At 71.0% G+C, this 18,458-nt stretch carries 19 protein-coding genes; 10 read left to right on the plus strand and 9 right to left on the minus strand.

Going from position 1 to position 18,458, the window contains the following annotated elements; translation table 11 throughout:
- Positions 1-156: 156 nt before the first annotated feature.
- Together STRTU_RS02370 and STRTU_RS02375 are read left to right on the plus strand one after the other, a co-directional pair.
- Positions 157-1,182, plus strand: a complete 1,026-nt coding sequence (locus tag STRTU_RS02370) for an alpha/beta hydrolase (protein ID WP_159741994.1) — start codon at positions 157-159, stop codon at positions 1,180-1,182.
- 112 nt (positions 1,183-1,294) lie between these two features.
- Entirely contained in the window at positions 1,295-1,489 is a 195-nt protein-coding gene (locus tag STRTU_RS02375) for an antitoxin (protein ID WP_159741995.1), read from the plus strand.
- Positions 1,490-1,671: 182 nt separating this feature from the next.
- On the opposite strand, the gene STRTU_RS02380 is transcribed toward STRTU_RS02375, so the two are convergent.
- From STRTU_RS02380 to STRTU_RS02390, 3 genes are all read right to left on the minus strand, one after another.
- Positions 1,672-1,875, minus strand: a complete 204-nt coding sequence (locus STRTU_RS02380; RefSeq protein ID WP_006601696.1) for a cold-shock protein — start codon at positions 1,873-1,875, stop codon at positions 1,672-1,674.
- A gap of 293 nt (positions 1,876-2,168) precedes the next feature.
- Positions 2,169-3,479 carry a D-alanyl-D-alanine carboxypeptidase family protein gene (locus STRTU_RS02385; protein ID WP_159741996.1) on the minus strand — a complete coding sequence of 437 codons (1,311 nt, stop codon included), beginning with the start codon at positions 3,477-3,479 and terminating at the stop codon, positions 2,169-2,171.
- Between the two features lie 128 nt (positions 3,480-3,607).
- Positions 3,608-4,483, minus strand: coding sequence for an endonuclease I family protein (locus STRTU_RS02390; RefSeq protein ID WP_159741997.1), 876 nt, complete (start codon positions 4,481-4,483; stop codon positions 3,608-3,610).
- 587 nt (positions 4,484-5,070) lie between these two features.
- Here STRTU_RS02390 and STRTU_RS02395 point away from each other — a divergent pair.
- Complete coding sequence (locus tag STRTU_RS02395) at positions 5,071-5,505, plus strand: hypothetical protein (protein ID WP_159741998.1); 435 nt, start codon at positions 5,071-5,073, stop codon at positions 5,503-5,505.
- Positions 5,506-5,536: 31 nt separating this feature from the next.
- Here the strand turns inward: STRTU_RS02395 and ligD are convergent, their stop codons facing one another.
- Complete coding sequence (ligD, locus tag STRTU_RS02400; protein WP_159741999.1) at positions 5,537-6,460, minus strand: non-homologous end-joining DNA ligase; 924 nt, start codon at positions 6,458-6,460, stop codon at positions 5,537-5,539.
- A 30-nt stretch (positions 6,461-6,490) separates the two neighbouring features.
- Between ligD and ku the strand changes: the two genes are divergently transcribed.
- Positions 6,491-7,633, plus strand: a complete 1,143-nt coding sequence (gene ku, locus STRTU_RS02405; protein ID WP_159742000.1) for a non-homologous end joining protein Ku — start codon at positions 6,491-6,493, stop codon at positions 7,631-7,633.
- Positions 7,634-7,711: 78 nt separating this feature from the next.
- Positions 7,712-8,089 (plus strand): RNA-binding S4 domain-containing protein, encoded by a 378-nt coding sequence (locus STRTU_RS02410; RefSeq protein WP_159742001.1) that lies wholly within the window; start codon positions 7,712-7,714, stop codon positions 8,087-8,089.
- A 93-nt stretch (positions 8,090-8,182) separates the two neighbouring features.
- On the opposite strand, the gene STRTU_RS02415 is transcribed toward STRTU_RS02410, so the two are convergent.
- A complete protein-coding gene (locus STRTU_RS02415; protein ID WP_159742002.1) occupies positions 8,183-8,623 on the minus strand; it encodes a YchJ family protein in 441 nt (146 codons plus the stop codon).
- A gap of 195 nt (positions 8,624-8,818) precedes the next feature.
- Here STRTU_RS02415 and STRTU_RS02420 point away from each other — a divergent pair, with 195 nt between their 5' ends.
- Both STRTU_RS02420 and STRTU_RS02425 read left to right on the plus strand, forming a co-directional pair.
- Entirely contained in the window at positions 8,819-9,013 is a 195-nt protein-coding gene (locus STRTU_RS02420) for a hypothetical protein (RefSeq protein WP_018092434.1), read from the plus strand.
- Positions 9,014-9,170: 157 nt separating this feature from the next.
- Positions 9,171-11,072, plus strand: coding sequence for a hypothetical protein (locus tag STRTU_RS02425; RefSeq protein WP_159742003.1), 1,902 nt, complete (start codon positions 9,171-9,173; stop codon positions 11,070-11,072).
- Positions 11,073-11,164: 92 nt separating this feature from the next.
- On the opposite strand, the gene STRTU_RS02430 is transcribed toward STRTU_RS02425, so the two are convergent.
- Positions 11,165-12,670: an SCO1417 family PLP biosynthesis transcription factor gene (locus STRTU_RS02430; protein WP_159742004.1), complete on the minus strand. Its 1,506-nt coding sequence runs from the start codon at positions 12,668-12,670 to the stop codon at positions 11,165-11,167.
- 107 nt (positions 12,671-12,777) lie between these two features.
- Between STRTU_RS02430 and yczE the strand changes: the two genes are divergently transcribed.
- The 3 genes from yczE (at position 12,778) to STRTU_RS02445 (ending at position 15,060) form a co-directional block, all read left to right on the plus strand.
- The gene (yczE, locus tag STRTU_RS02435) at positions 12,778-13,455 is read left to right on the plus strand and encodes a membrane protein YczE (RefSeq protein WP_246241282.1); all 678 of its coding nucleotides are present in this window, start codon (positions 12,778-12,780) and stop codon (positions 13,453-13,455) included.
- Complete coding sequence (locus STRTU_RS02440; protein ID WP_159742005.1) at positions 13,452-14,252, plus strand: glycerophosphodiester phosphodiesterase family protein; 801 nt, start codon at positions 13,452-13,454, stop codon at positions 14,250-14,252. The genes yczE and STRTU_RS02440 overlap by 4 nt, the downstream gene beginning before the upstream one ends.
- Before the next feature lie 430 nt (positions 14,253-14,682).
- On the plus strand, positions 14,683-15,060 hold the full coding sequence (locus STRTU_RS02445) for an RNA polymerase-binding protein RbpA (RefSeq protein ID WP_100605284.1): 378 nt from the start codon (positions 14,683-14,685) through the stop codon (positions 15,058-15,060).
- 124 nt (positions 15,061-15,184) lie between these two features.
- On the opposite strand, the gene STRTU_RS02450 is transcribed toward STRTU_RS02445, so the two are convergent.
- The 3 genes from STRTU_RS02450 to lnt form a co-directional block, all read right to left on the minus strand.
- Entirely contained in the window at positions 15,185-15,829 is a 645-nt protein-coding gene (locus tag STRTU_RS02450; RefSeq protein ID WP_159742006.1) for an FxsA family protein, read from the minus strand.
- A 78-nt stretch (positions 15,830-15,907) separates the two neighbouring features.
- Complete coding sequence (locus STRTU_RS02455; RefSeq protein WP_159742007.1) at positions 15,908-16,663, minus strand: polyprenol monophosphomannose synthase; 756 nt, start codon at positions 16,661-16,663, stop codon at positions 15,908-15,910.
- Positions 16,660-18,333, minus strand: a complete 1,674-nt coding sequence (gene lnt / locus STRTU_RS02460; protein WP_159742008.1) for an apolipoprotein N-acyltransferase — start codon at positions 18,331-18,333, stop codon at positions 16,660-16,662. The genes STRTU_RS02455 and lnt overlap by 4 nt, the downstream gene beginning before the upstream one ends.
- Positions 18,334-18,458: the final 125 nt, after the last annotated feature.

The raw sequence follows: 18,458 nt of genomic DNA on the forward strand, positions 1-18,458 counted from the left end.
GCGAGCCGGGGACCGCCCCGTGGAAACCACTCGGGAGACGCTGCCCCATACGAGTGAGAGGGGCCCCGCGGCCCGGCTCATGCCAAGGGGAACCCACGGCGGCCCTTTTCCCTCTTCGTGAGCACTTGCCCATGATCACTCAACCGCGGAGTCCCTGTGAAACGCCCCAGCGCCGTCGTGCTCGCCGTCGCCCTCGCCGCCTCCTGCTCCCTGCTCGCCGGCTGCTCGGACGCCGGAAAGCCGGTCGACTTCAACGCCGGCGAGAAGGGCGACGGCGCCGCGCGGGCCAAGCCGGCCGACGACGACACGCTCATGCCGACCGGCCCGAAGAGCGACTTCCGGATCACCCGGACACTGGACGACGGCACCCATATAGCGCGGGCGACGCTGCACGGCCAGAAATCCGGGGTCACCGGAAGCGTCTGGGTCTGGGCTCCCAAGGAATACGGGGACCCGAAATACGCCAAGAGCGGATTTCCGGTGCTGATAGCCCTGCCGGGCGGCCTGGGCAGCCCCAAGGAACCGGGCGGGGTCACGAACTACTGGGTCGGCGGCGATATCGAGCTGCAGGAGAACCTCACCCAGTGGACCGCGGAGGGCAAGAGCCTGCCGTTCCTCGTGGTCATGCCGATGCTCAACCCGGACACCCGGTACCACGACTCCAGCGACATCCCCGGCAGCCAGAAGATGGGGACCTGGCTGACGGAGGACGTCGTTCAGCTGGCCCGCGCCAACTTCCGTACGTTCAAGTCCCGCGACGGCTGGGCGTTCATGGGGTCGTCCTCGGGCGGCTTCGCCGGGCTGAAGTCGGTACTGAAGCACCCGGAGAAGTTCAAGGCGGCGATAGCCAGCGGCCCGGACATGGCGCCGGATTCGCCGTTGTGGGCGGGCCACCAGGCGGAGAAGGACGCCAACGATCCGGAGAAGCTCGCCCAGCGCCTGCTGCGGAAGGGCGGTCCGGACGTCTATCTCGCCTTCCAGGCCGGATCCCAGGAGCCCGCCAAGGTCACCGGCGCCATAAAGCGCTTCCGGCAGTCGTACGGCAAGGGCCCGATCCATACCGCCCTGCAGACGATCCCCGGTGGCCGGCACAACGCCTGGGATTACCAGAAGGGCATGGCGGCCGGTTCGATCAAGTTCATCAGCGACCAGATGAAGGCACCGGTCCCGAGCGGCTCGTGAACGGGGGCCCCACGGCGGCCGGGGCCTGACGCAGCCCCTGGCGCGCGGATGCAGATCGTCTGTGCGGGGGTGATGCTGGAGTCGTGGGGGACCTTCGTGAGGAGGACGCATCATGTCCATGATGGACAAGATCAAGAGCATGTTGAAGGGCCACGAAAGCCAGACGGACAAGGGCGTCGAGAAGGCCGGTGACACGGCCGACGACAAGACCCAGGGCAAGTACCAGGGTCAGGTGGATACCGCCCAGGAGAAGATGCGGGACCAGTTCGGCGGCGGGCAGGGACCGGATCAGCCGCCACGGCCCTGAACCGGTGGCTCACCCGGCGACCACCAGCGCCGTCCCGCCTCTTACGCCGTACGGATGATCGCCGGGATCACCGCGACCACCCCGGGTATCGCGATCACCGGGTGGTCCGCACGCGCTGACGCCTGACACAACGGTGCCCGCCCCGGGGTCGGGAGCGGGCACCGAGGGCGAGTCCGCCGGACCTACGCCAGCCGGATCTTCTCCGCCTGGGGGCCCTTGTGGCCCTGGGTGACCTCGAAGGTCACCTTCTGGCCCTCCTGCAGCTCGCGGAAGCCCGTGGCGTCGATGTTCGAGTAGTGCGCGAAGACGTCGGCGCCGCCGCCGTCCTGGGCGATGAAGCCGAAGCCTTTCTCCGAGTTGAACCACTTCACGGTGCCTGAAGCCATATTCCGTCTCCTTCGTTCAATGGGCTTGAATCGGCTTCCGCGCGCTGCGGAACCCGGAGGTGATCGCCCTGGTCCGGAGACGCGCTACACAGCAAGGACGCCCGTGAAGGCGACACGGGCGTCCGGCACTTCGGAACCACGACAGCTGATCAGGACGCTACACCGAGCAACGCCCGGCAGGCCGCACAACCGTGACTGACGCGTCGTCCTTCACCGGGCAAGGCCATCGAGTGTCCTCCGTATCCCTGACCGATCGGATGGATGTACGACATCCGGCGGCGCGGGAGACGGCCTCAGACGGAACCGGGTCCGGACCCTGGCTCGGCCCCGGACCCGGGCTCGTCGCTCTCGCCCCCGCCCGCCCGCGCGAGGCGCCGACGCCGCCACAGAGCGGTACCGAGCCCGGCGACGCCGATGATCCCGACGGCTCCGGCCGCGGACAGGAACCACCAGTACCGGGTGAACGACGCGTCGTCCGTCTGCCCCGCGATCCCTGCCTTGTGCAGCGGTACGGGCCGCGGCCCGGGGGCGACCGGCCGCAGCTCCCCGGTGCGCTCATCGGGCTCCATGGCGGGCAGCACACCGACGGCCGCGGCCCGGGGAGCCGCCGCGAATCCCCAGTCCAGCAGGGCGCGGGTCTCCTCGTAGACGGCGTTCCGGCCGCCGGACTGCGGATTCATCAGGGTGACCAGCAGCGTCCGGCCGTCGCGCCGGGCGGCGGCGATCAGGGTGTTGCCGGCGTGGGTCGTATAGCCGTTCTTCACCCCGATCAGGCCGTCGTACGGTCTGACGCCGTGTGAGCCGACCAGCAGCCGGTTGGTGTTCTGGATGGTGAAGGCGTCCGGGCCGCCGTCCTGCGGGAGCTCGGCCCGTTTCGTCGCGGCGAAGTGGGCGAAGTCCCGGTTGGTCAGCCCGGCCTGCCCGAACAGCGACAGGTCGTAGGCGGACGAGACCTGGCCCGGTGTGTCGAATCCGTCTGCGGACGCCACCCGGGTGTCGCGGGCGCCGAGGCGGCGGGCGGTCTCCTGCATATCGTCGATCGTCTTGCCCCAGCCGCCGTTCATGCTGGCCAGGGTGTGTACCGCATCGCTGCCCGAGCTGAGGAAGACGCCGCGCCACAGGTCAGCGACCTGGTAGGGCATGTCCTCCTTGAGACCGGCGAGGGAGCTGCCCGGCTCGATCCCGGCCAGATCCGCGAGGGAGACGGTGTGCACCTCCCCCTGGGAGAACTTCGGCAGCACCGTCACGGCGAAGAGCGTCTTGAGCGTGCTGGCGGGTGGCAGCGGCCGGTGGACGTCCTTGGCCGCGAGGACCTTGCCGCTCGCCATGTCCGTCACCATCCACGACAGGGCGGTGACGTCCGGCGGCTCGGGCACATCCGGCCGGGGCAGGAACTGCACTCCGCGCCGGTCCAGCCGGCTCTCGGCATCGGCGGGTCCGGCCGCGTGCGCCGGTGGTTCGGCCGCGTGCGCCCCGGGCCGCAGGTCGTCGATGCCATTCGGGCCATCGGCGGCGGCCGCCGGGCCGGGCACGGCCCACAGGCCCGCGGCACAAACGGTGGCGGCGGTAACGACTCTGACGGAGGCCCAACTCACGCTAGACATGTGGCCCACGCTAAAAACGACCGCGGCCGGGCGCTGGTTGGCCTACTCCATCCGATGCGCGGGTGCCCCAGCTGCCGCGGAGGCGGACCGGGCCCGGCGGAATGACCGCCGGGCCCGGCCGGAAAGGGCTACCAGATCTTGTCGACCCATTCGGGGTGGTCGACGAACGGGTTCCTGTTGTGCTGGTACTTGTCGAATATCACCTGGTTGCGGTGCTTTTCGAAGGCGTCCGGCTGATCCTGCTCGCTCCACTTCTTCAGGACGGAGAGCCGGCCGATATGCGGCTGGGAGCCGTTGTCGACGTTGTCATTGGGCTCCAGATCGGGGAATCCGTCGCCACTGTCATAACGGACGGCCATGTAGAGGATCATGCGGGCGACATCGCCCTTGACCGCGTCCCGGGGCTCGAAGGAGTCGTCGTCGCTGGAGTTACCGGGCGCCTCGTCGACCTTCGTACCGCCGTTGTCGAAGTCCTTGTTGCCGCGGATGCTGTTGACGGACACATCCTCCGGGCGCAGATGGTGGAGGTCGGTGCCGGGACCGGTGTCGGTACCGAAGTCGCCATGCGACTTCGCCCAGACATGCTCACGATTCCAGTCGTCCGGGTTGCCGCCATTGGCGTTCTTGCTCTGCGAGCGGCCCGTGTACAGCAGAATCACATTCTCGCTGTTGTCCGGGTCCTGGTCGGTTTCCTTGAGGGCGTCCCAGACCTGGTCGTACGTCAGCTTTCCGGTCTGGGTGCTGCTGATGATCCGGTGCAGCGCGTCCTTGAGCTCCTTGCCGGTCTTGCCCTCGGCGTCTTTGTAGTACGTGTCGTCATACGACGTGCCGTCAGCCGTGCCGACGGACAGGGACGAGCGCGCGGTGGCGCCGGCGGCACGGTGCGGTGCGGCCTGGCCGGCCGTCGCACTGGCCGGAATCTGTGCGACCACCGCCGTCAATACCGTTCCGCCGGCCAGGGCCAGCGCGATACGGGCGCGACGTGTCACGCGGGTGTTGTCCACGAAGGGTGTCCTCTCCCCGAATTGTGGCGCCGGGTCGCGAAATGTGGGGCACGACCCGCGCCGGCCGTTGGGAGCGGCCGCAGGCAGCTTTCCATCGCGACAATCCCCACATGGTGAACACCAGGGAAGAGTTATGTGTCCACCCCGTGTTAATCACCGAATTCCCCCGAAAATGCCACGCGACCTCGCCGGCAACTACCGTCCAGCGCCCAGGTGTTGACTGCTGGGGGTATCGACTGTGGGTGCGTTGTCTGCGGTCGCGTGGATATGGGTGCCCCTCACCGGAATCATGATGCAGCAGCGGACGGACTTCGGCGGCGAATCCGGTGACCTCGGCAAGAAACAGCCGGAATGACGAAATACGGAGAACAGCGCGACGGCCGATCAGCGGACGAGGTGGACACCGGGAGCCCGAGGTGCATGCGTGCCCGCCCCGCTCGTCACGAGGATGGCGGCGCACCTTGCGCTCATCGGGTGAACCCGTGCTCTCTGCGCAACCGAGCGGGCCCCGACCTGCTTCCGGAGAATTAACAGCCGCATTCTCCGAATCCCCTGGATCCTTCGGACCGTGAGTTGTGGAGGCCCCCATGGCGCACTACCGCCCCACTCCCCCGCCGTACGGCGTGACGCCGGATTATGTGCTCGCTCCCCCGCGCCCCGAGGAACGTCTGGGCGCGCCCACGGATCGGCAGGGGCCGCCGCCCCCGTCCGCGTCCCGGGTGGGCCATGTGCTGCCGCCGCCGCGCCCGGAGGACCGGCTGCCCTTCGGCCCGCCGCTTCCGCAGGACCGGCCGTTCCTGCCCCCGCGCCCCGAAGAGCAGCGGCAGGGGCCGGTGGCGCTGCCCGATCGCCGGCGGCAGGACCTGCAGGCCGCGCTGACCGCGGCCGGTGTCGCGCCGACGGACGGGGATCTGGCCGCCCTGGCGGCGATCGCGGCGCTGGGCGACACCACGGCCGGTGCCGTCATCAACTGGCTCGGGGCCGCCGCGCGCGCCTCATGGCCGCGGCCGCACGCAGTGTGAACGGTGCCCCGGCCCGCCTCCGGGCCGGGGCTCACCCCTGGCCGCCCGCCCCCGGCCGAGCGGACGCCGCCTTGGGCAGCGGGCGGGCGCGGTGCGGATCGAGGAGAGGGGCGAGCAGATCGCCGTGGCGTTCGCAGCGCGGCGCGATCTCGTCGAAGAGGAAGGTGAGTTGCTGTGGGTCGGTGCACCCGGCGATCTCGTCCCAGGTGACCGGGGCCGAGACGGTGGGGGTGGCACGGGCGCGCAGGGTGTAGGCGACCGCGGTGGTCTTGGCGGCGGCGTTCTGGGAGAAGTCGATGAAGACCTTGCCGGGGCGCAGCGCCTTGGTCATCTTGTGCACGACCAGGTCCGGGAAGGCCGCCGCGGCCTCGATGGCGAGGCTCCTGGCGTAGGCCGTGGTCCGCTCGGACGGTGTGGGCTCGACGGGCACGATGAGGTGCAGGCCCTTGGCGCCGCTGGTCTTGGCGTAGGCATCGAGGCCGTCGGCGGCCAGCCGGTCGTGCAGCCACTGGGCCGCGGTGCAGCACTCCACGATGGTGGCCGGGGCTCCGGGGTCGAGGTCGAAGACGAGCCGGTCGGCGAGGCCCGGCGCCTGCCATGTCCACTGCGGGGTGTGCAGCTCGACGACCAGGTTCGCGGCCCAGGCGAGGGCGGGCAGGTCCTGCAGCAGGACCTGTCGGGTGGGCCCGGACGTCGAATGGGGGACCTCGCAGGTCTTCACCCAAGAGGGCGTGCCGGGCGGCACGTTCTTGGTGAAGAAGCGCTGGCCGTCCGGCCCGTCGGGGTAGCGCAGAAAGGAGAGCGGCCGGTCGTGGAGGTGGGCGAGCAGCGGTCCTGCGGTGGTGGTGCAGTAGTGCAGCACCTCACCCTTGGTGGTGCCGGTCTCGGGATAGAGGACCTTGTCCAGGTTGGTCAGCGAGAGGCGCCGCCCCTCCACAACGGTGATCGGCGACATACCATGAGAATCCCACACAAGGGATGAAATATGCGTTCTATATGGAATGGGTCCATATCATTCGGTCTGGTCACCATCCCCGTGAAGACCTACAGCGCCACCGACCGCACCTCGTCGGTGTCCTTCGTGCGCATTCACGAGAAGGACGGCGCGCAGATCCAGTACCGGAAGATCTGTGAGCTGGACGGCGAGGAAGTCCCGAACGAGGAGGTCGGCAAGGGCTATCAGGCGCCGGGCGACGACACCATCGTGCCGATCACCGACGACGATCTGTCCCGGCTGCCGATGCCCACCGCCAAGACGCTGTCGATCCTCTCGTTCACCGACCCCGACCAGATCGACCCGCTCCAGATGGACAAGGCGTACTACCTGGGGCCCAACGGGGCGGCCGCCGCCAAGCCGTACGCCCTGCTGCGGGAGGCGCTGGAGGACCACCGCAAGGTCGCGATCGGCAAGGTGGCGATGCGGGGGCGGGAGTCACTGGCGATGCTGCGGGCGCACGACGGGGCGCTCGTGATGCATACGCTGCTGTGGCCGGATCAGGTCCGGCCGGTCACCGGTGTGGCGCCCGAGGACGTCGAGCTCCGCGAGAACGAGCTGACGCTGGCCGAGACCCTGATGGACTCCCTGGGCGAGCTGGACCCCGCCGAACTCCACGACGACTACCGCGAGGCCGTGGAGGAGCTGGTCACCGCCAAGCTGGAGGGCGAGCCGGTCGCCCCGGCCGCGTCGGGCACCTCGGGCGCCCAGGTCATCGATCTCACGGCGGCGCTGGAGAAGAGCGTACGGGCGGCACGGGGCCGGGAGACCGGTGCGGAGTCGGAATCGGGGTCGGAATCGGCATCCGTGACACCCATACGGGGGCGGAAGACGGCGAAGAAGGCCACGGGGAAGAAGACCGCCACGGCCGCCACGGCCACCGCGAAGAAGGCTCCCGCGAAGAAGTCGGCGGCCGCCGCCCCGAAGACCACCGGCGGGCGAGCCAAGGGCACTTCGGCGGCCCAGAAGGCCACAGCCGCCGGTACTTCCAAGACCACGCCGAAGAAAGCCACGTCGCAGAAGACCACGTCGAAGACCGCCGCCAAGAAGACGACGGCCAAGACGGCCACGCCCAAGAAGACCGCGGCCAAGAAGACCGCGGCCAAGAAGACGAGCAAGAAGTCGTCCGCGTAGGCGCCTTCTGCATACGAGCCGTCTACGCAGGGGCCGTCGAGCCGCCTCACCCGTGGGCGGCCGTTCTAGAGTTTTGGTATGGCATCAGACGAGGGGCCCACCCGCATCGACAGCTGGATCTGGTCCGTACGGCTCACCAAGACGCGCTCGCTGGCCGCGGCGGCCTGCCGCGCGGGGCACGTTCGGGTCAACGGTGAGCGGGTGAAGCCGGCCCATGGGGTGCGCAACGGCGACGAGGTGCGGCTGCGGCATGCGGGCCGGGAGCGGATCGTGGTCGTCTCGCGGCTGGTGCGCAAGCGGGTGGGCGCGGCCATCGCCGCGGAGTGCTTCGTCGACAACAGCCCGCCGGCCCCGCCGCGCGAAGAGGTCCCGGTGGTCGGCCACCGCGACCGCGGCACCGGACGCCCCACCAAACGCGACCGCCGCGAGATCGATCAGCTGCGCGGCGGACGGTGAACCGGATCTGACCGACGCACCAGGGAGCCGGTTCCGGGGCAGGACCGCCCCGGAACCGCCGGTACCGCCGGTACCGCCGGAACCGGATGAGCCCTACGCCGACGGCAGCGCGTCGAGATAGACCCACTGGCCGTCCTCGCGGACGAAGCGGCTGTGCTCGTACTGGCTGTCGGCCTGCCCTTGCAGGCTGTAGTGGGCGCGGAATTCCACGGTGCCTTCGGCGTGGAAGGCGCTGCCGCCGGTCGTGCCGAGGATGTCCAGGCCGGTCCAGCGCTGGGCCGGTTCGAGGTCGAGGCCGGACGGGCGGGTCGTCGGGTGCCAGGTGCGCAGCAGATATCCGGTGTCACCGACGGCGAAGGCGCTGTAGCGCGAGCGCATCAGGCGCTCCGCGGTCGGGGCCGTGGCACGCCCTTGATGGAACGGGGCACAGCAGTCGCGGTAAGCCTCGGCCCGTCCGCAGGGGCACGGCGAGGCGGGGGTGACGGCGGGGGCGACGGGGGCGGGGCGACGGGGCTTGTTCTTCTGCTTCGACACCCCACGATTGTGCCGGGTCGGCGGGTGCGGACCGCGACACGCCGAGCACACCCGGGTCCGGCACGCCCTGGAGATGCGCCCATTTAGGGAATTTCCCTGACAAATCACCCATTCGCAGCTTTTGGTGGCTTGATACGTGCTGTGAGGCTGGAAGAACTCATGGTGACCGTCCCCACCACCCAGGAGAGAACCCCCATGATTCTGTCCATTTCCGGCGTCGTCCTGCTCGGTGTCATCGTCTTCCTCTTCTTCCGGAAAGACGGCCTGAAGCTGTCCCACGCTCTGGTCTCCGCGCTCTTCGGGTTCTACCTCGCCAGCTCCGCCATCGCGCCCAGCATCAAGGCCGGCGGGGCGAGCCTGGCGAGCCTCCTCGGGGGCATCAAGATCTAGCGGCGGTGCCCACAGCCCGCTTCCGGCGCAGCACCACGGGTTCCCGCCCGAACGGGGCGCCCCGGCTCCCGTCCGGGCGGCTCGTGTGCGACGCGCGCCCCGGCTCGCATCCCACGCCGATCCCCCACCACCACCGCACGAGCAACAGGGAGAAGATGTGGCCCGGCGCCCCCTGCCCCGCATCCTGACCAACAGCGCACCGCTCGCCCGTATGGCACACAGCGCCTCGCTCGCCCGTAGCCGCGAACTGGCGCGTACCGCCGCCGACAGCGCCTCGGATGTGTTCCATCCGCTGATCACCATCGCCCGAGGGCTGCGTCGGCTGGGCGCGGCCGGCCGGGGACGCTGGGCCGAGACGCCCAGGGATCAGCGCGGTCCGCTGGCGTTCTTCGTGGGCGCGTGTGTGCTGGTGGTGTGGCTGGTGCCGTACGGGCCGCTGCTCGCCCTGATCGGGGTGATGGGCGCGGGGGCCTGGGCGGGGCGGGAGCGTACGCCTGTGTCGACCGGCCCCAGCGAGGCCGAGACCGAGCGGCTGCGGGCGCTCTACGAGGCGCTGGTGCCCTACCTCTCCGCCGAGGGCGACCCCAGCCCGCTGTATGCCCACGGCGGCGACTGGGAGCGGGCCTTCGCCGAGTACGCCTTCGACGACGCCGGGCGGCTGGAACGGCTGCTGCTGAAGTACCCGGCGTACTTCACCGACGGTGAGGACCGGTCCCGGGTCCGCATCGAGCAGGTGCTGTACGCCAAGGCCGGCCGGGGCCGGGAGTACCGCTTCACCTGGGACGAGCTGGCCAATCAGCTCACACTGACCGTGCTGGAGGCGCTGCCCGTGGATATCGCCGCGCAGCGCTTCGTCACCTCGCCGGGCGAGACGGTGCTGGGGTTCACCGACCCGGAATCCGTACAGCGGACCCTCCCGGTCACCGGCGGGGAGGAGACCCGGGACGCCCCGCCGGTGGTCTGGCGTACCGGGCAGCGCTCCACCGAACCGCATCTGCTCGTCCTGGGGCAGCCGGGGACGGGCGCCACGACGCTGCTGCGCTCGATCGCCCTCCAGGCGCTGCAGCACGGCGATGTGCTGGTCATCGACGGCGGCGGGACCGGTGAGTACGGGTGTCTGGTCGGACGCCGTGGCGTGCTGGGGGTGGAGAGCGGGCTGGCGGGGGCGCTCGCGACGCTGGAGTGGGCGTCGCACGAGACCGAGCGGCGGCTGATCGCGGGGAACCGGGCGCGGCAGGCGGGCGATGCGGCGCCGGACGACACCCGGCGGCCGCTGTGGATCATCGCGGACCGTCCGACGGCGCTGTCCCATGTCGCGGTCGCGGAGGGCCGGGACGATCCGCAGCAGTGGCTGCAGGTGCCGCTGCGGCACGGCCGGGCGGCTCAGGTCACGGTGGTGGTGGCCGATCAGTTCGAGACCGCCGAGCTGCTGAGCGATCCGGTACGGGCGCACACCAAGGCGCGGGTGGTGCTCGGCCCCGCCACTACGGAAGAGGTACGGGCGGTGCTCGGGGCGCCGCCGCACACCACGCCGCCGGCTCAGGTCCCGCCGGGGCGCGGCTATGCGCGGTTGGGGAGCGCGTCCGTGCTGCGGCTCCAGGTGCCCGCCACCCCCGATCCGCTCGACGACGCGACCGGCCAGACGCACCGGGAGGCCGTCCTGGCCCTCCTGCCGGAGCGCATGGTCCCGGCCGACGGGGTGGGGCCGACCGAGCCGGTGAACGGCGGCAAGCGGGGGGACGCCGACACGGCGGTGGACGCCCGCAAGCCGGTGGATGTCGGAAAGCAGGTGGACACCCGCAAGCAGACGGACGACGACAAGGTCGTGAAGGTCGGCAAGGTCGTACAGGTAGGAAAGGCTGTGGAGGTCGCCTCGTCCGCGCGCGCCGACGGGGCGGAACCGGACGACGGGCCCGCGACGGCCGATGCGGCCCCGGAGGCCGAGGAGACCGGGCCCATGGCCGAACCGGTGGGCGCGAGCGCGCGGGTGCGGACCGAGAAGGGCGGCGAACCCCGTGTGATCAAGGGCTCGGTGGAGGCCGTACGAGCGGAACGGTGAACTCCTCGGCTCGGCGAGACCACCGGGCCTGACCACGGCTCCGCCCGGCCCCGAGCCGACGTCGCCGCCCGCCGCCCGCCGCCCGCCGCCCGTCAGGCCACAAACGTATGCCGCAGCTCCGCCTCCACCGGCGCCCCCGTCGCCACCAGTCGCGCGGCACCGGCCAGCCGGACCGCGGCCTCGTCGGCGACCGCCCCGCTGACCGTGAACGGCAGCCGTACGAAGCCCTCGAAGGCGCCGTCGACGCCGAATCGCGGGCCGGAGGGCACCCGCACCCCGAGCCGCTCCCCCGCCTCGGCGATCCGGGAGCCGGAGAGGCCGCCCGTACGCGCCCAGAGCGTCAGGCCGCCGCGCGGCACGCTGAATTCCCAGTCGGGGAGGTGCCGGTGCAGCGCCTCCACGATCGCATCGCGATTCTCACGGGCCTGCTCGCGGCGGATGGCGATCGCCTTCTCCCAGCCGCCGCTCTCCAGGAGCGAGGCGATAGCGAGCTGTTCAAGGACCGGTGAGCCCAGGTCGGAGTAGGCGCGGGCGGCGACCAGACTGCGGATGATGTCGGGGGCGGCGCGCACCCAGCCGATCCGCATCCCGGCCCAGAACGCCTTGCTCGCCGAGCCGACGGTGATCACCGCACTGCCGGCCGGGTCGAACGCGCAGACCGGGCGGGGCGGTTCGGGGTCCTCCTCCAGCCGGAGCTCGGTCATCGTCTCGTCCACGACGAGCAGCGTGCCGGCCGACCGGGCGGCGTCGACGAGGCGGCGGCGTTGGTCCTCGGTGGCGAGGGTGCCGGTGGGGTTGTGGAAGTCGGCGACGACATAGGCCATACGGGGTGCGGCATCGCGCATCACCTGGCGCCAGACGGGGATGTCCCAGCCGGCCAGCTTGTCCCCCAGGGCGACCGGGACGAGCCGGGCACCGGCGTCCCGCATCAGCTGCAGGATGTTGGCGTACGACGGCGAATCGACGGCGACCCGCTCGCCGGGGCCGGTACAGAGCCGGCAGATCGCGGCGACGGCGCCCATCGCGCCGGTGGTCACCATGATCTGTTCCGGCATGGTCGGTATGCCGCGGGCGGTGTAGCGGTCCGCGAGGGCCTGCCGCAGGACGGGCAGACCGGCCGGGTAGTCGCCGTGGGTGTGGGAGTAGAGCGGAAGGTCGGCCATGGCGCCCTGGACGGCGCGGGTGAGCCAGGGTTCGGGGGCCGGAAGGGCGGCGCAGCCGAGGTCGATCATCGAACCGGCGGCTTCCGGGGGCAGCGGTTCCAGACCGCGGGTGGGCAGCGGATTGCCGGCCGGGACGGCGGTCCAACTGCCCGAACCGCGCCGGGACTCCAGGAAGCCTTCGGCGCGCAGCGCTTCGTAGGCGGCGGCGACGGTGGTGCGGCTGACGCCGAAGGCCGCGGCCAGTTCGCGCTCGGCCGGCAGACGGGCGGCGACCGGAATGCGGCCTTCCAGCACGAGCAGGCGCACACCGTCGGCGAGGCCGCGATAGGCGGGCAACCGGCGGCCGCCGACCGCGAGTTGGGCGTCGCGCGGGTCCTGCGACCGGAGCAGGCGGGCGAGTTGGGGCGCGCCAACCGCTGAAGTCCACTGAGCCATGAAGATCAGTCCACCTTCCCGGAATTGGCTCTACTTTCCGAGCCCGGACACGCCACATGGTGTCATGCGTCGGTCCAATCCTGCCAGGAGGGGGAATAGTCGTGTCCATGATCAGCGAGCCCGGCCCGGGGAGGGGCCGGATGGCGCGCCGCCTGATCCAGCTCTATACGGGACTGACGCTGTACGGCGTGAGCATGGGCCTGATGCTGCGGGCCGACCTGGGACTGGAGCCCTGGAGCGTGCTCAACCAGGGCATATCCCGCCATACGGGGTGGTCGATCGGCACGATCACCATCGTGACCGGCGCACTGATCCTGCTGCTGTGGATCCCGCTGCGCCAGCGCCCCGGCCTGGGCACGGTGTCGAATGTGGTGATCCTCGGGCTGGTGATGGACGCGACACTGGCCTGGGTGCCGGAGCTGGACTCGTTGGGTGCCCGTATCCCGCTGCTGGCGGGCGCCGTCCTCCTGAACGGCGCCGCGACCGGTCTGTACATCTCCGCCGATTTCGGCCCGGGGCCGCGCGACGGGCTGATGACCGGGCTGCACCGGCGGACCGGCCGCCCGGTGCGGCTGGTGCGGACCTGCATCGAGGTGACGGTGCTCGCGGCGGGCTATCTGCTCGGCGGCTCCGTCGGCGTCGGCACGGTCGTCTACGCGCTGGCCATCGGGCCGCTGGCACAGTTCTTTCTGCGCCGTTTCGGGGGCAAAAGCGCACCCGCCAAGCCGTCCCAGGTGGTGGCCCGGGGAGAGGCTTCACCTGAGCGCGCCATACTGCCCGAGTGACCTCAGCGATACGCATCCGCCACGCCTATCTCGACCACCCCACACCGCTCCCCTTCGCCCACCGGGGCGGGGACGCGGAGGGCCTGGAGAACACCGCGGCCGCCTTCCGTCACGCGGTCGGCCTCGGCTACCGCTATCTGGAGACCGATGTGCACGCCACATCGGACGGGCAGCTCGTCGCCTTCCATGACGCGACGCTCGACCGCGTCACGGACACCCGTGGCGCGATCGGGCAGCTCCCCTGGCGGGCGGTGCGCCGGGCCCGGGTCGGCGGCCGGGAGCCGCTGCCGCTGTTCGAGGAGCTGCTGGAGGAGTTCCCCGAGGCGCGCTGGAACGTCGACCTCAAGGCGGAGGCCGCGCTGGCGCCGCTGCTGGACCTGCTGCGCCGTACGCGCGCCTGGGACCGGGTGTGTGTCGGCTCGTTCTCCGAGGCCCGGGTGACGCGGGCCCAGCGCCTGGCCGGCCGACGGATGGCGAGTTCCCTCGGCACCCGTGGGGTGGCCGGGCTGCGGCTGCGCTCATACGGCCGCGGAGTGCTGCCGCTCGACCGGCTGCTGGGTGCGGCGGTACGGCGCAGCGCGGTCTGCGTCCAGGTCCCCGAGCAGCAGTACGGCATCCCGGTCGTCGATCCGCTGTTCCTGCGCGCGGCGCATGCGCTGGGCATGCAGGTGCACGTCTGGACGGTCAATGACGCGGACCGGATGAACGCCCTCCTGGACCTCGGCGTCGACGGCATCATGACCGATCGCCTGGAGACGCTGCGTACGGTACTGACCGAGCGGGGATGCTGGACCTGAGCCACCCGCGGGCCGTGACCCGGTCCGTCGCCCCGTCCGCCGCCGTGTACGGGGACGCCCCATACTGGGACGCCGCATACGGGGACAGGGGCACGGCCGGAAATCCCGTACCTGACCGGATTTAGCCTCCGGGGGTGCGGGGCGGTAGTGTACGCCTTTGGCTCACCAGGCGGACCGTTACTGCGCGCTCAAGCATGGAAGGCGCTGGGTGACATCTGCTGCCAGATGTGACAAACCGGGCGCCGGTGGGTACAACAAGGGGCGGCACGAAGGTAGGCAGCGGCGCACAGCGCCTCCGTCAAGGGCGGTGGTGGGCGACGGGTGGGCTCAAATCCCGGATTCGGGAATCTTCACCGCCGACCGGACGTTGACCGGATGACGACGACAGCGACACCTGTCCTGTGGGCGACAAGCCCGGGAGGCACGATTCATGAGTGAGCGAGCTCTCCGCGGCACGCGACTCGTGGTGACCAGCTACGAGACCGACCGCGGCATCGACCTGGCCCCGCGCCAGGCGGTGGAGTACGCATGCGAGAACGGACATCGATTTGAGATGCCGTTCTCGGTTGAGGCCGAGATTCCGCCGGAGTGGGAGTGCAAGGTATGCGGTGCACCCTCTCTTCTGGTGGATGGCGACGGCCCCGAGGAGAAGAAGGGTAAGCCCGCGCGTACGCACTGGGACATGCTCATGGAGCGGCGCACCCGCGAGGAGCTGGAGGAGGTGCTGGCCGAACGGCTGGCCGTCCTGCGCTCCGGCACCATGAACATCGCCGTGCATCCGCGCGACACCAACCGCAAGTCCGCCTGACAACGGACCTGCGTCAAGCAGCACGTCAAGGCCGGGGCCACTGCACCATGCAGTGGCCCCGGCCTTTGTCGTCCCGCTCGGCCGCCCCGACCGGGTCCGGCCGCCCCGACCGGCGCCGACGGGCTCAGCCGGTCAGCGGCGGATCCTGGCGGCGCGGGGACGGGGGCTCGTCGTCGCGGATGACCTCGCCCTGGACGACCTTGCCGTCCGGCCGGTGCATCCGGGCCTGCTGGAACGCGTCACCGAACGTGCTCGGCGCGTAGGCCGACCGCCGGGACAGCAGCTTCTCGGCGCGGCGCTGGATCAGCTTCCCCGTCGGCGGGAAGAGGCAGAGCAGCCCCAGCGCGTCGGACACCAGCCCCGGCAGCATCAGCAGCAGCCCGCCGGCCATCGGCAGGGTATTGCCGCTCCCCCGCTTGTCCCTGCCTGACTTGCCGTTGCCCGACTTGTCGTTGCCCGGCCTGTCGTCGCCGGACCTCCCGTGCCCGGACGGGGAGTTGCCGGACGCGGCCGGATCGCCGGCGGTCTGCAGGCTCTCGGTGAGGTTCCGCCACGCGCGACGGCCGGCCCGCTTGGTCACATATCCGCCGACGATCACTCCGGCGACCAGCAGAAGCAGGACCGTCAGACCGTTGGTGGCACCGGCGACGACGGTCAGCAGCCAGATCTCCAGCACCATCCAGGCGGCGATGCCCAAGGGGATGAACCTCCGGGCGCGCGAGCGCTGGGGCGGGCGGGGACTCGGCGATGGCGTGGCTCCGAACGTCATGCCTCAAGTGTGCCTGGCCCGTGGGGCCGCCCTTTCCCAAGGGGCGCCGGAGGGATCAACTCCCGGCACCGGGTGGCGTCAGCGGCCGCGGATCTTGTCCACCCGCGAGCCGACGCCCCAGGCCGTGACGCGCCACAGCGCCTCCACGACGATGTCCCGGCTCATCTTGCTGTCGCCGTACTCGCGCTCGACAAAGGTGATCGGGACCTCGACGACGTGGTAACCGGCCTGTACGGCGCGGCGGGCCAGGTCGACCTGGAAGCAGTAGCCCTGCGAGGCGACATCGTCCAGGCCCAGCCCCTTGAGGGCCTCCGCGCGAAAGGCCCGGTAGCCGCCGGTGATATCGCGCAGCGGCAGATCCAGCGCCAGTCGGGAGTAGGTGCTGCCGCCGCGGGAGATGAGCTGGCGGAGCTTGGGCCAGTTGACGGTGCGGCCGCCGGGCACCCAGCGCGAGCCGAGGACGAGATCGGCGCCCTTGAGGGCGGTGAGCAGCCGGGGCAGTTCCTCGGGCTGGTGCGAGCCGTCGGCATCCATCTCGACCAGTACGCCGTAGCCGTGGTCGATGCCCCACTGGAAACCCGCGAGATAGGCGGCGCCAAGACCTTCCTTGCCCTGGCGGTGCAGGACATGGACGTGGTCGTCGTCGGCGGCCAGGTCATCGGCCAGCTTGCCGGTGCCGTCGGGGCTGTTGTCGTCCGCGACCAGGACATGCGCCTCGGGAACGGCGGACCGCACCCGCGAGACGACCGGCTTGATGTTCTCCGCCTCGTTGTACGTCGGAATGATCACCAACGTGGTGCCGAGCGGACCGTACTGCCGCTGACCGTCTGTCACTGCTGCCCCTTCTCGTCCTTCGTGCGCCCACGCCGGCCGATGGCTGCCGCGGCGGCGCAGGACAGAAGGCCCACGATAGCGAGCGCCCACTCCGGAGCGGCACCGACGCGGTCGGCGAGCGTCGTTTCGTCCCGCAGCGGAATCCGCGCGGAGACCACGCCCTGCGTGAACTCGGGGATCCGGTGGGTGACCGTGCCGTCGGGGGCGACCACCGCGCTGATCCCGCTGGTGGCCGCGGTGACCACGGCGCGGCCGTGTTCGACGGCACGCAGCTTGGACATCGCCAGCTGCTGCTCGGGCTGGCCGGTGCGGCCGTAGGTGGCATTGTTCGTCTGGACGACCAGGGCGCGGGCGCCGGCGTTGACGGTGTCGTGGACGATCTGGTCGTAGGCGACCTCGAAACAGATGACATCGCCGAGCCGGGCGGGGCCGACCTTGAGCAGGCCGGTGTGGTCACCGGGGTAGAAGTTGCGGGTCACCCGCTGGAAGCGCGTGATGATCTTGCTGAGCTGCTCCTTGAACGGCACGTACTCGCCGAACGGCACCGGGTGCTGCTTGGTGTAGGAGGCGCCGGGCCCCTTCTTCGGGTCCCAGACGATGCCCTCGTTGAAGACGTAGCCCTCCTTGGTGGGGTGATCCACCAGAGCGCCTACGAGGACGGGCACGCCGATGGCTTTCACGGCCTGGTCGATCCGGTCGTACGCCTGCGGGTACTGGTACGGATCGAGGTCGGAGGAGTTCTCCGGCCAGATCACCAGGTCCGGCTTCTTGGCCTTCCCGGCCTTGACGTCGGCGGCGAGCTTCTCGGTGGCGGTGGCGTGGTTGTCCGTGATCATCATGGGCCGGCCGAGGAAGTCCATCCCGGGTGACTGGACGTTGCCCTGGACGACAGCGATGTCCACGGTGTCATCGGCCTTCGTGGGGACGGGCACCAGCACACCGGCCAGCGTGACCGCGGCGGCCAGCCCGAACGCCTCCAGCGCCGGAACGGCCCGGCGCAGCGACCCGTTCTCGCGCAGCCCCCAGAGGGTGCCGGCGCAGGCGGCGAGCAGCGCCGCGGCCAGCGCGACGGCGAAGGTCACCAGCGGGGCGCCACCGAGCGCGGCGAGCGGGGTGAGCGGCGAACCGGTGTGGGCGAACGCCAGCCGTCCCCACGGGAACCCGCCGAGCGGCAGCCGGTCGCGGGCCCACTCCTGGGCGACCCACAGACAGGCGGTCCACACCGGCCAGCCCGGCAGCCGGGAGGTGACGGCGAGCCCCGCGCCCAGCAGCGCCAGGAAGCACGCCTCGGCGATCGAGAGGCCCACCACCGCGTCCCAGCCGATGACATGCAGCCACTTCAGCAGGAGCACGAAGAACGAGAGCCCGAACGCGAAGCCCGTCCAGGCTCCCTGGCGGGCGGTACGGCCGCGGGTCAGCAGCGACAGCGCGGCGACCGACACCAGGGACAGCGGCCACAGGTCGTACGGCGGGAAGGCGAGTCCGAGCAGGAGACCGGCGACGACCGCGAGGCCGGTGCGCGGTGCCTCACGGCGGGCCAGTGCGGCAAGACGCCGGGCGCGTCCGGGGCGTGCGGGCGCGGCTGCGGAGGCCGGCGCGGCGAGGGGCACCGGGCCGTCGGGCGTACTGCCGCTGACGGCTTCTTCGGTGGTGTCGGAGCCCGATGGCACGGTCGCGAGCCTTCCTGCAGGTCGTCGGTGGTGAGCTGACCGTACAACGGGAGGCCGGGATTGCGGATGCGGGGTGCACAAAAGGTGAAGGGGCCTCCGGGGAGGGAGGCGGAGGGATGCGGTGC

It is taken from the genome of Streptomyces tubercidicus (genome assembly GCF_027497495.1).
Taxonomy (GTDB): domain Bacteria; phylum Actinomycetota; class Actinomycetes; order Streptomycetales; family Streptomycetaceae; genus Streptomyces; species Streptomyces tubercidicus.

Excerpts from the sequence above, each read along its gene's own strand:
- STRTU_RS02375 (WP_159741995.1), top strand. The coding sequence starts at position 1,295 with ATGTCCATGATGGACAAGATCAAGAGCATGTTGAAGGGCCACGAAAGC.
- STRTU_RS02380 (WP_006601696.1), bottom strand. The coding sequence starts at position 1,875 with ATGGCTTCAGGCACCGTGAAGTGGTTCAACTCGGAGAAAGGCTTCGGC.
- STRTU_RS02385 (WP_159741996.1), bottom strand. The coding sequence starts at position 3,479 with ATGTCTAGCGTGAGTTGGGCCTCCGTCAGAGTCGTTACCGCCGCCACC.
- STRTU_RS02395 (WP_159741998.1), top strand. The coding sequence starts at position 5,071 with ATGGCGCACTACCGCCCCACTCCCCCGCCGTACGGCGTGACGCCGGAT.
- ligD (WP_159741999.1), bottom strand. The coding sequence starts at position 6,460 with ATGTCGCCGATCACCGTTGTGGAGGGGCGGCGCCTCTCGCTGACCAAC.
- ku (WP_159742000.1), top strand. The coding sequence starts at position 6,491 with ATGCGTTCTATATGGAATGGGTCCATATCATTCGGTCTGGTCACCATC.
- STRTU_RS02410 (WP_159742001.1), top strand. The coding sequence starts at position 7,712 with ATGGCATCAGACGAGGGGCCCACCCGCATCGACAGCTGGATCTGGTCC.
- STRTU_RS02420 (WP_018092434.1), top strand. The coding sequence starts at position 8,819 with ATGATTCTGTCCATTTCCGGCGTCGTCCTGCTCGGTGTCATCGTCTTC.
- STRTU_RS02430 (WP_159742004.1), bottom strand. The coding sequence starts at position 12,670 with ATGGCTCAGTGGACTTCAGCGGTTGGCGCGCCCCAACTCGCCCGCCTG.
- yczE (WP_246241282.1), top strand. The coding sequence starts at position 12,778 with ATGATCAGCGAGCCCGGCCCGGGGAGGGGCCGGATGGCGCGCCGCCTG.
- STRTU_RS02445 (WP_100605284.1), top strand. The coding sequence starts at position 14,683 with ATGAGTGAGCGAGCTCTCCGCGGCACGCGACTCGTGGTGACCAGCTAC.
- STRTU_RS02450 (WP_159742006.1), bottom strand. The coding sequence starts at position 15,829 with ATGACGTTCGGAGCCACGCCATCGCCGAGTCCCCGCCCGCCCCAGCGC.